The following is a 13798-nucleotide window of genomic DNA, read 5'->3' as shown; positions in this document are numbered from 1 at the left end:
CGCCCTGTGTATTGTCAGTATCAGCGAACATTCGATGCAGTTGCTCAAGACGAAGGAAAGTGTTGATGAGGCAAGTTCTGTTAGCCAGTGATCGCGTACGTGTCGCACGGATGCCCGCACCTGGCGTTGAGCCAGGTGCGGTCCTGGTTCATGTGCAGTATTCGATGATCAGTGTGGGCACCGAAGTGGCCGGTCTGCGCCCGACGGCCCCAAGCGAGGCGTCTACCGGCCTGGACCAGGCCCGCGAGATCACCAGCCGTGCTAGCCGTTATCTGGCGAAGGCTATTGCCGATCCCCGCCTGGCAGCCTCACGCCTTAAACGTATCGCCAAAAATCAGATCGCCCGGCTCATCCCCGAACCGCCCAAGGCGCGCCTTCCTGACCAAGAGCTGGGTGCAGTAGCTTGGGAGCGTGATGCGGCCAGCGAGTTCGTTGCCGACAACGGGCGCTTGTTGCTGCTGACCGATGATTCCGACTGGCAGTATCAGGCGCACACGGCCGTGTTCCAGATTCCGCTCGGCTATCAGGTTGCCGTGGAACTGCGCGGCGCCATCGACAGCGGCAAGCTGGCCATCGGCATCCTCGATGAAAACGGTAGCAAGTGGCTTGGCAACCGCACCCTGACGCCGGGCGCGCTGGATGATCGACTGATCTTCGACCCGCAGGGCGAAGCAGCAGCAAAACTGGTGATCTCCAACGCCCAGGGTGGCGTGACCAAGGCCGATTTCGAGCGGCTGCACGTGGTGCTGGTGGCACCTAACCCGGATGGCGATCCGCACAACGAAATGGATGAAACTGGCTGGAACCTTGGTTACTCCGCTGCCGGTGTGGTGGTGGCAGTGGGCGCTGGCGTGCAGGGACTGAAGGTGGGTGATCGTGTGGCCTGTGGTGGCGCCGGGCGTGCCAACCATGCCGACTATGTACTGGTGCCGCGCAACCTAGTGTGCCCAGTTCCGGAAGGCTGCGACATGCGCTGGGCGGCCTCGGCCACTATCGGCACCATCGCCATGCAAGGCGTGCGTCGCGCGCAGCCGGACCTCGGTGAAAAGGTCGCGGTGATCGGCCTGGGCCTGCTCGGCCTGCTGACCGTACAACTGTTGCGTGCGGCCGGTTGCCAGGTGATCGGCTTCGACCTCGATCCCAAGCGCGTAGAGCGTGCCCGTGAATTGGGCATGGAGCATGGCACCTCGAATGCCGCGGAATTTCCCCGTCTGATCCGTGACACCACCGCCGGTCTGGGTTGCGACCGTACCCTGATCACCGCTGCGACCAAGTCCGATGGCGTGATCAACACGGCCATGGAAATCACTCGCCGTCGCGGTGTGGTGGTTATCGTCGGCGACGTCGGCCTGAACGTGCAGCGAGCGCATTTCTACCGCAAGGAAATCGACCTGCTGATGAGCACCTCCTACGGGCCGGGTCGCTACGATGCGAGTTACGAAGAGAAGGGCAACGATTACCCGATCTCCTATGTGCGCTGGACGCTCAACCGCAATATGCAGAGCTACATGGAGCTGATTGCGGCCAAGCGCCTGGATGTGGAGTCGCTGGTCGATATCATCGCCCCGGTAGACGAGGCGCCGGCGTTGTATAAAACCCTGGCCAACAGCCAAGAGCCGCCGATTGGTGTCCTGCTCGATTACACCCGTGCCGATAACGCGGTGGTCGAGCCGGCTGAGGCCGAGCGTATTCAACTGCGCGGTGCGCGCAGCCCGCAGACCGGGAAGATCAACTACCTGCTGGTGGGGGCTGGCGCATATGGCCAGTCGATGCTGGTGCCGATGCTCGACCGCATGGGCAACATCTTCCTGCATGGTGTGGTCAGCCGTGATGCAGTGCGTGGTGGCAACTTTGTGCGCGAGCGTCGCCTGGGTGTATTCGCCTCCAATCTCAACGCCGCGATCGACGATCCCGATGTGCATATGTTGGTGATCGCAACTCGGCATTGCGAGCACGCGGCCCAGGCCATCGCCGGGTTGAACGCCGGCAAACATGTTTTCGTCGAGAAACCGGTGGCGATCACCTGGGATGAGCTCGACGCGCTGACCGAGTGTCACGACGCGCTGGAAAATCCGCCTTTGCTAATGGTCGGTTTCAACCGTCGCTTCTCGCCGGCCATTCAGGCCCTGCGCGAGGTGCTGGCCGGGCGTACTGCGCCGCTGGCGATCAACTACCGTCTTAACGGTGGTTACATTCCACTGGACCACTGGATTCAAACCGAGCAGGGCGGCGGCCGCAATATCGGCGAAGCCTGCCATATGTATGACGTGTTCCGTTGCCTGACGGGCGCTGCTGCCACCTCGGTCAGCGCCACCGGCATCAACCCTGGCGGCCGACCTTACCTGGCCACTGACAACTTCAGCGCTACGGTCGGTTATGCCGACGGCAGTATCGGCAACCTGTTCTATACCGCACTCGGCCCCAAGCAAGGGCTGCCGAAAGAGCGTATCGAGGTGTTCTGCGATGGCGAAGCCTATGTTATCGACGACTTCAAACAACTGATCAAGGCCAGCACCGGTGAAGTGCTGTGGTCTGCCTGCGAGGCGGACAAAGGTCAGGGCACGCAGATGAAACTGCTGGCCGAGGCGCTGGCCAGCGGTGGCCCGGCACCGATTCCCTTCGATGAGATTATCGAAACTACGGCGGTGTCGCTGCGCGTTGAAGAATTACTTACCGGCGTAGCGGCCATTCACGTGGACACCTGACTGGGATGGACGCCAATGAACCTCGCAATAAGTTTGATCTGATCCGCTTGCTCACTGCTTTTGTGGCGAAGTTCTCGCGCCTGTCCGGAGCCGACCTGCGGCGCTGGCGCCCACAGCTGTTGAGTCTTGCCGCGCTGGCTGTCATCAGCATAACGGCGGTTGCGGTATCGCACTCGACGCTGCTCGATACGCGGGGGGCGCTTGGGCTCAAGCAGTTCTTCGGCGAAGACAGTGGCTTACTCGTGCAGCCTTATCAGACCCCAGAGCTGTTAGTGCACCGTGGCAAGCTGCAGATCAGTAGCGATAGCAGCCCGGCGGGACTAGGCCTAGTGGTTGAAGCCAGCCAGGAGGGGCCGCGCAAGCTGGAGGTGGAGGGGCGCCAGATAGGGGCTCAGGTCGTGACCGGGCGGCTGACCATCGACAGTCAGCCGAGTACTTACTTCAGTATGCCTAATGGCCCGTTGTCCATCACGGTGGCGTCGGGCACGCGTGTTGAACTGCTGATCTATGCCGATCTGCCGTACGCCTATCAGATCGACAAAACCACCCTGACGGGCTGCCCGCAGTGCGTTACCGATGCGGAGGCTGCACAACAGTCGAACGGGTTGGCTCTCGCCGAACAGTTCTTCGGCGAGAGCAGCGGCTTGGTGGTGCAGCCTTATCAGAAACCCAGGCTGAAGTTGCACCACGGCACTCTGCAGATTCGCGGTGGCACTCCGCCGGCGGGGCTGGAACTGGTCTTTGAAGCCAGCCCTGAGGGGGTGCGCAAGTTCGAGCTGGTTGGGCGCCAGCTAGGGCCTCAGACCGTGAACGGACGCCTGATTATCGACGGTGGGACGCCTGCTTACTTTCAGATGCCTGACGGCCTGTATTCCCTCAACTTGGCGGCCGGCGCACGGGTTGAACTGCTGATCTATGCCGACCAGCCGTTTGCCTATCAGATCGACAAGGCCAGCCTGACAGGCTGCCCGCAATGCGCCACCGAGGCGCAGATGGTGTCGCGCATCAAACGGGAGATTCCAGCGCTGGAGCTACCGCCAGGCGCGCAGCATTCGACCGAGGGACTGGCTGCTGCCGAGCAGTTGATGCACTGGGTATCGCCCAAGTTGGTGATCGAAAATGGAAAGACGCTGCATGCCAGGATTGGTTCGACGCCGCTCGAACAGATTCTCTCAGAGTCTTTTGAGGGCAAGCAGAACGGGGTTTCCTGCGGGGGCTTCGCGGTGTTTATGGCGCGGTTGCTGAACAGGTTCGGCTATGAAGCCTTCGTCATGGACTTCGGCTCGCAGGACATTCTCACGCACGTCACCACCGTGGTGGCCATTGGTCCGCCCGGAGCCAAACGCTTCTATGTGTTTGACCCTACTTTCAATGCCAGGCTGGTGACGACCCGCGACGGTACGCCGGTCCATCTTGCGCAGGCGCTATCCTTGCCGCCGAAAGAGGTGCGCCTTTATTCCTCCGAGGGGGCAATGCGCGATCTACTGGTCCCGGAAAACCTCTCGGTAGCGGGCGCTGAAAAGGCAGGAGGTCAATGCGAGGTGCTAGCAGGGCGGCAACTGTGTCGTAACGTCGATCAGGTCGGTTTTATGCTCGACCCTTTACGTGGCACGTTTAAACAGCAAGGTATCGGCGAGCCGGATTTCTGGCTGTGGCTGCTCAAGAAGGGTGTGTTCTCGATTACCGGTGCCGAGCCGGCCACGCGCGATGCGTTGGTCAAGGTGCTGACTACAAATGGTATTGCGTTTATGGGGAGTATCTAGTCGTGCGCAATTTGCCAATCCTCCAGTTCCCTCTGCGTGTAGCGCGTGCTCTGCGGCGTCGCGCCGCTGGCATCTGGCACGCTGTGCGCGTGGCCCGTATCGAGCGCGTGGAGCAGTTCGGCTGGAGTGCAGTCGGGGCCAGTGCCTTTACCTCGCAAGGGGAGGGCTTCCATTTGGGCAGCGACGACTCCGACTGGGGCTACCAATTGCGTTCGATGCTGATTGCCGCCAAGCCGAACCAGATGGCGGTACTGTCGATTTCCGGCGAACTGGCCAGCGGCGCCATGGCCGTCGGCTGCCTGAATACCGAAGAGTCCAGCTGGCTGGGCAACTTCCCGCTGCCCAAGGGCCGTTTCACCGAGCGTTTTGTGATTGACCCGGGTACCTCCCAGAGCCTGACCGTGGTGTTCAGCAATGCCCTGGGCGGCCCTTCGTCGCTGGAGGTGAGCGACCTGATCATCGAATGGATGCCGGCCTCCCTGGCGCGCTTGTTGGGCGACTCGGAGTCGTCCATCGTCGCCGAGATCGAGCGGCATATCGCCGAGGCGTCGCCTGTGCCGTTGGCCATCAACGGTGTGCCCAGCGCCGAGAATAAAATCCCCGGCACCGGCGTGTATCTGCGCACCGACTACTGGGTAAAGATCGCAGCAGGCGGCAGCTACGGGCACACCTGCTATGTGGCCCAGGAACTGGCCGAGTGCACCGAAAACCTGGTGTGCTTTATGGCCAACCGTTTTGATTTGCTTGATGTGATGGGCATCGAGCAGGTAATCATGGATTCGCCGTCCTCGACCTGTAACGAGATCGACGTGTTGAAGGCCTCGCGTTTCTACTATAAGTGGTTGCGTGATCGCCTGGCCGAACTGAAGCCCGCTTATATCTACGAGCGCGCCATCCTCGGCAGCTACGTCGGCGCGCAACTGAGCCGCGAGCTGGGGATTCCTTACATTCTCGAGTACAACGGCTCGGAAATCTCCATGAAGCGCAGCTTCGACGAGCGAGGCTACGAGTTGGAAACCGCGTTTGCCCTGGCCGAGCGGGCTGCCTTTGCCCAGGCCACCAGCATCGTGGCAATTTCCGAGGTGATCGAGGATGGCCTGATCCAGCAAGGCATCGCCGCCGAGAAGATCCTGTTCAACCCCAATGGTTGCTCGCCGGAGCACTATGCTCCCCTCGACAGACAGCTCCAGCGCGAGATGCGTGTGGACCTGGGCTGGCAGGCGGACAACTGTGTGGTCGGTTTTATCGGCACCTTTGGTGGCTGGCATGGCATCGATGTGTTGGCCGAAGCGTTGCCATTGCTGTGCGAACGCGACCCCAACCTGCGTTTCCTGCTGATCGGTGACGGCAACTTCCGCCACTTGGTGGATGATGCGGTCAAGCGCCACAACCTGCAGGACCGCGTGCATATGCCGGGTACCGTGGCGCAGACCGAGGCGGCCAGGCTGCTGGCCTGCAGCGATATTCTGATCTCGCCGCACAACCGTCATATGGTCGACAGCAAGTTCTTCGGCTCGCCGACCAAACTGTTCGAATACATGGCGCTTGGCGGTGCCATCGTCGCCAGCCGCCTGGAGCAGATCGGAGAGGTGCTGACGCCGTCGCTCGACACCCGGGAGCTGGTGACCGCCGACGTAGCACAACTCACAGGCCAGCGCGCGGTACTGTGCAAGCCGGGTGACACCGAAGACTTCGTCAATGCGGTGGCGGGTCTGGCCGCTCGCCCGGAACTGTGGGCGGCACTCGGCGCCAATGCGCGCCAGGCGTTACTCGACAACTACACCTGGAAGCAGCACGTGCACAAGATTGTGCACCATGTTGCGCAGCGTTCGACTGCACTGAAGGAGCCATTGTGATCGGTAGAGGAACTCGCTTCGTCCGGCGCAAGCTCGGGCATGCGCTGCGCGCGCTCGTCGCGCCACACCGGGAACGTCTGAAACGCGTATTGCATCGGTTTGAAAGCGTTCAGGAACGTACCTGGGAGTGGGGTCGCTACCTGTTCACCCGGCAACCGGCAGACGGTGAAATGACCGCCATCTTGCGCCGCAATGGCTGGCAGGGCTTCTACGCCTACCTGATCCGCCAGCGTCGCGGTGATTTCGGCCGACGCAACTTTCTGCCCTCCGACCGTGATTCTGTGGTGCAGCAGCTCAAGGCCATACCCGGTGAGGTCGAGCGCATCATTGCCCAGGCCGATCGGCTGGTACGCGGCGAGTTCGACCTGCTCGGCAGCGGCCCGGTGGACATGCGCCGTGGCAAGCGTGGCGCCGGGCACCGTATCGACTGGAACCTCGACCCGATTTCCGGCGAGCGTTACGCCTCGGTATTCAGCCAATGGCGCTGGTCGCCGTTTGTCATGCGCCGTGGCACAGCCGATGTGAAGGGCCCGTGGGAGTTGACCCGCTGCCAGCACTTCCCGACCCTAGGGCAAGCGTACTGGCTGACTGGCGATGAAAAATATGCACGCTGCTATGCGCGCACCATCGCCGACTTTATCGCCCAGACCCGTCCGGGGCTCGGCGTCCATTGGGCATGCCCAATGGACGTGGCGCTGCGTCTGGTCAGTTGGCAAGCTGGCCTGTCCTTTTTCCAAGGCTCGGAAGAGCTGAACCGTGGCTGGTGGCGGCGTTTTCTCAAGAGCCTGGTGCAGCACGGCCGGCATGTCACTGCGAACCTGGAATTCGGCACCCTGGAGGGACGCATCATCGTCTCCAACCATGGCCTGGCCAACCTGTTCGGCCTGTATTGGCTGGCGATGAACTTCCCGGGGCTGGACGCCGGTTGTGTGTGGCGCGGTATTGCCGAAGCCGGGCTGGAGCAGCAAGTGCGCCTACAACTGCTGGATGACGGCGGCGGTTTCGAGTCGAGCGTGCCGTACCACCGCCTGGTCACCGAAATGTTCCTCTCCGCCTATGCCCTGGCGCAGCACCACAAACAACCCTTCTCGGCCGAGTACCGCGAGCGCTTGCTCAAGGCCCTGCATTTTGTCAGTGCCCTGCGCCAGGACAGCGGCCGCCTGCCGCAGATTGGCGATGCCGACAACGGCCGTGCGCATATCTTTTCAGCCTATGACCGCTGGGAAGCCGAGCAAGAACACATGGACCACCTGCTGGCTGCCGGTGCGAGCGTGCTGGGCTGCCAGGTGGCCGAGCAACCGCTGGACACCGCAGGGCAGGCCGAGGGGCTGTTCTGGCGTGATCCGTGGGACCCTGTTCCAACCACTTCGCAACTGCCAGCTACTGCGCCCGTGATGCTCTTTGAACAAACCGGTGTCGCGGTATTGCGCCAGGCCGGCCACTACGTGGCGATGAGCAACTCGGTGTGCGGTACCTTCGGCATCGGCAACCACAAACACAATGACCAACTCGCCATCGAATGGGCCATCGGTAACCAGCCGCTGTTCGTCGATGCGGGCAGTTATACCTACACCCAGGATCCGGACGCGCGGAACTGGTTCCGCTCCACCGCCCACCATAACACCGTACAACTGGCGGGCGAGGAACAGCACGGTATGGACCCCAAGGCGCTGTTCCGCCTGGTCCAGCAAGGCCACCCGGAGTGGGATGTACCGCGCCATGGCCATGGCCACATCGGCATTATCGGCCGTCATTCGTCCTACCAACGCCTGGCCCCTGAGCTGCTGCACGAGCGGCGCCTCTGTCTGGCCGACAACGGTGCGCTGATCGTCGAAGACCGTCTGGGTAATGGCCTAGGCCAATCGTTGCGTTGGCATTTCCTGGTTCATCCCAGTGTGCAAGTAACGGTGGAAGGCAACCGCGCACTGCTGCAATACGCTGGTGGCACTGCCGTGTTTGAAGCACCGGCGGCGCTGCCATGGACCATTGAAGACGCCTGGTACTCCAGCGGTTACGGCGTGCGTGTGCGCACCGTGGCCATCGTCACGCAATCATCTACCGTATCCAGTGCCCTATTCGTCGGTTCCGCGTTGAGCGGCCCTACCTATGTACAGGCTCGCGAAAGTGCCAGCGCGCTATGGAACGCCGAGTCTGAAGGACTTTATGCATGAACATTATTCCTGTCGTCGAAGTCGCTGAAAGCGTCAGCCGCGAAAGCGGGCGCAAGAAGCGCACCGGTTTTATCGAGCCGGATATCGCCTCGGGCGTTACCTGGCAGGCCCTGTGTGCCAAGCCTGGTGAAGCGCAGGGCGAAGGCCACTGGGTGTGCGACGAAGGTCCGCTCAATACTCAACTGCTGTCCTCGACGTTGGTGCTGAACAAGGGCCAGCTCTACACCTTTGAGTTGCAGGTCGAGGTCGATCACGCTGCTCCTCTGGCGCTGGTACTGATCAAGGAAGAGCATAAGGGCAGTGCCGGCAATTCGACGCACTGGCTGCGCGTCAGGGCGATGGAGCAGAGTGGCGCCCAGCGCCTGGGGTTTTCCTGTGCGCCTGACGCCTGCGGTGAATACCGCCTGGCGATGATCAACTACTACGGCACCTACCCGCGTGGCAGCACGTTCAAGCTCGGCGAGCTGGAAATTCTTGCCGCGCCTTATGTGGCCGATGACCGCATTCTTGACGTCGACACCTACCTACCGCACTGGGGCCCGCTCAAGCGCTACATCCATCGGCGCTGCAAAAGCTCGCGGCTGTTCAACGCCTTTGTCGCCGGCATGGAAATGCGCCTGAACCGTGAGGAAAGTCTGAGTCTGCCGATGTACCTGGCGCTGTGCCCGACCGGTCAGTGCAACGCGCTGTGCGAATTCTGCTCGGTGACCATCAAACGCACCGGCATCATCAAGAAACAGTTGCCGTTCGATAAGGTCCAGCGTTTTATCGCCCCGACCCTGAATACCGCCTACATGTATGGTGTGGAAGGCAACGGTGAGCCGACCCTGTACCGTGAATTCAACTCGCTGCTGGTGACCTTGCAGAAGAAAGGCGCCTCGTCGTACCTGATCACCAACGGTGCGTTGATCGAGCCAGAGCAGATTCCCCACCTGCTGAGCCTGCAGTCGATTACCTTCTCGCTTAACGCCGCAACCGGCCCGACGCACCGCGAAGTGATGAAGATCAAGGAGTTCGACCGGGTCACCAATAGCATTCGCGCCATCGTCGACCAACGCGCCTGGAGTGACTTGCCGAGCGTGTTCGTGTCGTTCGTGGTACATGCCACCAACGTGCACGAATTGCAGCAGTTCCTGCAGTTTGCCGAGTACGACCTGCGCGTGAACGTGATCATGATCCGTCCGCTGTCCGAGTTGGGTGCCGACCTCGGCGCCGTAGAAGACCTGCGCGATATCGTGCCGTACGAGTCGCAGGTCAACGATGCGCTGGATGCGGCCCACGAGTATCTGGAAGATGTGCCGCGGCGAGGCATTCCTTACACCATCAACTCGTGCGATATTCGTATCGATCCGGCCACTTTCCGCTCTGTGCGGCCAGACCCGGTGGATCGAGTGATCATGCCGCCCGGTTTTGAAGGACGTCTGCTCGCACCGCGTCGTGATGACTGGCATGCCTCTAGCGCAGCCGTCAGCGTGTCGTGGCACCTCAACCGTGCGCAACTGCATTGCCCGCAGGGCAGCGAAGGCGAGTACACCTGGCGCAGCGCCTCGACGCCGGTAGAACCCGGCAAGCTTCTGGTGTTCAAGGCCAACGTGACGCTGGACGGCGCGCCGTTGCAGCTCTCGGTATTGGCGGAGTCGGGGCAGGTGCTGGCTAGTCGGGTGATCCAGCCAGGCGCTGGCGAACAAGCTGTGGAGTTGGCCTTCGAGACCGCTGAAGAACTTCAGGTTTCCCTGCTCTTCGCAGCGAGCGGCGCCTGTGCCGCCGATATCGACTTCATTCGCGTCATGCGCCCCGGTGCCGGTATTCGCAAAGCGTTCAAACTACCGTTCCCGCGTCGCTGGCAGATCGACAGCCCGGGCGTGCGTGCGGTCTGGGAAGGTCCTGTACTGAATATCGAAGCGGCGCCGAACCTCAAGGGGCGCTACCTGATCAAGTCGTACTCCAATCCATGCGCGCCGGACGACCAGTTGGCATTTGCGGTGAAGGTCGAGGTGCAGAGCGGCACGCTGGTGATCGGTGTACTCAGCGAAGACTTCCAGAAGTGGACGCACCAGTTCAGATTCGGCCCCGGCAGCCATACCCAGGAGTTGCTCATCAACACTGAGCAGAACCACCGCTTGCAGGTGGTGCTGTTTTGCCGTGGTGACGAGGCGCTTAAGGCGAGTATCGACTGGGGCAATGCCCTGGAAGAAGCGCCGGATCGCGAACGTGAAGGTGAGCTGATCGAGTTGGAAGCCTTGGCCGGTGAGGGGCCAGCGGGCGTTACCCCAATCACCGTCACACCGGGCAAGGCCAAGCTGATCAAAGTCAAGCAGGTGCAGGAGAAGAAGGTTCGGTTCTATTGCCAGAAGCCGTGGACCGATGTCAACAACTTCACCGTCGATGGGCGCATGGACGTGTGCTGCATCACCACCGGTCCTAGTCAGGAACATTACGCCCTGGGAAATATCTTCGAGCAAGATTTCCAGTCGATCTGGAACGGCGACAAGATGCGTGAGTTCCGCCGCACGGTGAACTCGGACACGCCATTGCCACCCTGTCAGCGCTGCCCGATGGCTTACGGTTACCAAGGGCCGTTCTTCGATCGGACCCTGGCCGATGCCAGTCTCGCGCATTTCTCCATCATCAACCGCCAGCCAGGCCGTAGCCGCAAGCAGCGTTTTGTTGGCGCAGTAGCGAGCATGGTGAGAAAGCCGCTGGTGGAATTCCTGTTCCGGGGGTTCAAACGATGATTTTGCGCATTGGGCGTTCGGCAGGTCGCGTACTGTCGATGATATGGTCTTATCGCGAAGTGCTGACCGCCGTCACCCGAGTGGAACTGGCCAAGCGTTATTCGGGCTCGGCCTTTGGCAAGGCTTGGCTGTTGATCAACCCCATGTTGCTGCTGAGCATCTACCTGTTCGTGTACCTGGTGGTGTTCAAGGTGCGTTTTCCGGGGTTTAGCGAGTTCGACTACACGCTGTATGTGTTTGCCGGTCTGGTGCCGTACATCGGTATGAGCGAGGCGCTCAACAGCGGGGCGGTGTCGTTGCGCCAGAACATGCACCTCGTCAAGAACGTGATGCTGCCGGTGGACCTTATTCCGGTGCGCACGGTGTTCGTCGCGCTGGCCGGCCAGGTGGTGAGCATTCTGATCGTGGCGTTGCTGGTGCTGGGTGACGACAACATGAACTGGCGCTTCCTGTTGCTGCCGGTTGTCATCGTCTTGCAGGTGCTGTTTCTGCTGGGCTGTGTGTTTGTGCTGTCGGCTGTGGTGGTGGCGCTGCCCGACGTGGCCAATTTCGTTAACCTGAGCTTGTTACTGCTGATGTTTATCTCGCCAATCGGGTTCACCCCGGAGATGGTGCCCGGTGGCTTCCAGGCCATGATTTACCTCAATCCGGTTTACTACATGACCGAAGCTTTTCGTTCGGTGCTGCTGGCCGACCACCCGATCAACCTGGAGGCCCTGGGTTGGTACGCGGTGATCTGCGTAGTCACGTTTGCCCTGGGTAGCGCCTTCTTCAGACGCTTCAAGAACATGTTGGTAGACTATGAGTGATGTAATCATCCACGCCCAAGGCCTGTCCAAGCTGTACAAGCTTTATGCCAAGCCGCACTACCGCTTCCTCGACATGCTGGGCCTGCTGCGTAGCCCCAGCGCCTATCAGGAACACTGGGCGATCCGTGACGTTAACCTGACCATCCGCAAGGGCGAGAAAGTGGCCTTTATCGGTCGCAATGGCGCGGGCAAAAGTACCCTGTTGCGGCTGATCACCGGCGTTACGCAACCCACCGTGGGCGAGTTCCAAGTGAGTCAGGGCGCCCATGCGCTGTTGCAGATTGGCACCGGTTTTCATCCCGACTTCACCGGCCGCGAAAATGCCCTGGCGTACCTTGCGCACCTGGCTGTGACCGGGGAGCGTGCCAAGAGTAAGGTTGATGAGATCATCGCGTTCTCTGAGCTTGAGGAATACATCGATCAGCCGGTGAAAACCTATTCCAGCGGCATGATGGCGCGCCTGATGTTCGCCACCTCCACGGCGATCTCCCCCGAGTTGCTGGTGCTCGACGAGATTCTCGGCGTGGGAGATGCCTACTTTGCCAACAAAAGTTTCGAGCGCATCCGTGAGATGACCGAAGAGAGCGGCACCACCGTGCTGCTGGTTTCCCATGATGTGTATTCGGCTTCCAAACTGTGTAACCGGATGATCTGGATGGATCGTGGCGGCGTGCTGATGGATGGGCGCAGCGACGAGGTGATCCGCGCCTATGAGCACTCGGTGCGCCTGCAAGAAGAAGGGCGCCTGCGCGCCAAGGCCCTGGCCACCAAGCAGGCCGGCCTGTGTGTGTTGGAACTGTCGACCGCCGATCAGGCCCCTCTGCGTGGGCAACTGCTGGTGCGCTCGGTGCGTGTACTGGCCGGTGAGCAGTTACTCAAGGAATATCCAATGCAGGAGGGCGGTACGCTGATCGAGCCGTCGTCCGGTTTTGAGATGATAGCCGGGGGAAGCGGCTTGCGCATTCTGGCCGATGGTGGCGCGGTCAAGCGTTGTCGGTTGGTGCTCGACCTCAGCCAGCAACAGCTGCGCCATGAGGGTGCGCTGCGGGTGGAGCTGGACTATGTCGCCAGCGAAGACAACACACTGCTGTGCGAACTGTGGTTCAAAGAGAAGTGCGAGCTGCGAGCCGAGCTGCCATTGCTTGGTGTCCAACCGTTGAGTGTCGATGAAGGGCAGGACGAGGAAGCACCGGAGGCCTGGGCGCAGGCGTGCAGCGAAATGGAAGCGCCGTCTACCCAGTTGGCGCCACAGTCCGATGTGCATGGCTCCGGCCGTATCTGGCTGGAAGACATCGAGTTGTTTGGCGCTGACGGCGTCGGCCAGTTTGTCTTCGATGCCGGTGAGCCGATCAGCGTGCGTGCGCGCTATCGGATCGTGCCGGGCTCCGGGCAGTTGCCGGTCGAGTTTCTTATCGCCATTCACCGCGACGGGGTGACCGATGTCGCTCGCCTTAGCGCGGGCGCGCTCACCATCGCCGATGGCGAAGGTGAGGTGGGTTTTGATTGCTCGAGTCTGAAGCTGGGGCTGGGGACCTTCACCCTGACGCTCTTCGCGGTGCGTCCCGGCTACTTCGAGCACAACGACGGGCGCTTCTTCTCCGTCAACGATGACGTCTACTACGCCCTGAATCGCAGTATGGAATTCAACGTCATCGGCAATGGCGGCAAGTTCGGCGGTGCCAACACCCTGTTGCCGATGCAGGTGTCGGCGCGCAGTACCTGCACGGAGTCGGCATGATGCTGCTGGCCACTCTTCAGG

7 protein-coding genes are annotated in these 13798 nt (G+C 61.2%); all 7 read left to right on the top strand.

What is annotated here, in order from left to right:
- Nucleotides 1-65 precede the first annotated feature (65 nt).
- Genes NPS46_RS14220 through NPS46_RS14190 form a run of 7 tightly spaced genes read left to right on the top strand, consistent with a single transcriptional unit; the run spans nt 66 to nt 13777 of the window.
- Nucleotides 66-2705, top strand: a complete 2640-nt coding sequence (locus NPS46_RS14220) for a bi-domain-containing oxidoreductase (protein WP_274108195.1) — start codon at nt 66-68, stop codon at nt 2703-2705.
- A gap of 5 nt (nt 2706-2710) precedes the next feature.
- On the top strand, nt 2711-4468 hold the full coding sequence (locus NPS46_RS14215; protein ID WP_274108194.1) for a hypothetical protein: 1758 nt from the start codon (nt 2711-2713) through the stop codon (nt 4466-4468).
- Between the two features lie 2 nt (nt 4469-4470).
- Nucleotides 4471-6324 (top strand): glycosyltransferase family 4 protein, encoded by a 1854-nt coding sequence (locus NPS46_RS14210; protein WP_274108193.1) that lies wholly within the window; start codon nt 4471-4473, stop codon nt 6322-6324.
- Entirely contained in the window at nt 6321-8495 is a 2175-nt protein-coding gene (locus NPS46_RS14205) for a heparinase II/III family protein (RefSeq protein ID WP_274108192.1), read from the top strand. Before NPS46_RS14210 ends, NPS46_RS14205 begins: the two co-directional genes overlap by 4 nt.
- The gene (locus NPS46_RS14200) at nt 8492-11230 is read left to right on the top strand and encodes a radical SAM/SPASM domain-containing protein (RefSeq protein ID WP_274108191.1); all 2739 of its coding nucleotides are present in this window, start codon (nt 8492-8494) and stop codon (nt 11228-11230) included. The genes NPS46_RS14205 and NPS46_RS14200 overlap by 4 nt, the downstream gene beginning before the upstream one ends.
- Before the next feature lie 38 nt (nt 11231-11268).
- Entirely contained in the window at nt 11269-12039 is a 771-nt protein-coding gene (locus tag NPS46_RS14195; RefSeq protein ID WP_274108189.1) for an ABC transporter permease, read from the top strand.
- Nucleotides 12032-13777 (top strand): polysaccharide ABC transporter ATP-binding protein, encoded by a 1746-nt coding sequence (locus NPS46_RS14190; RefSeq protein WP_274108187.1) that lies wholly within the window; start codon nt 12032-12034, stop codon nt 13775-13777. The genes NPS46_RS14195 and NPS46_RS14190 overlap by 8 nt, the downstream gene beginning before the upstream one ends.
- Nucleotides 13778-13798: the final 21 nt, after the last annotated feature.

Origin of the sequence: Pseudomonas putida, from assembly GCF_028682395.1 — a bacterium.
Taxonomy (GTDB): Bacteria; Pseudomonadota; Gammaproteobacteria; order Pseudomonadales; family Pseudomonadaceae; genus Aquipseudomonas; species Aquipseudomonas putida_AB.
The sequence above is the reverse complement of the archived record's forward strand: the minus strand, read 5'-3'. Positions and strand labels throughout refer to the sequence as shown.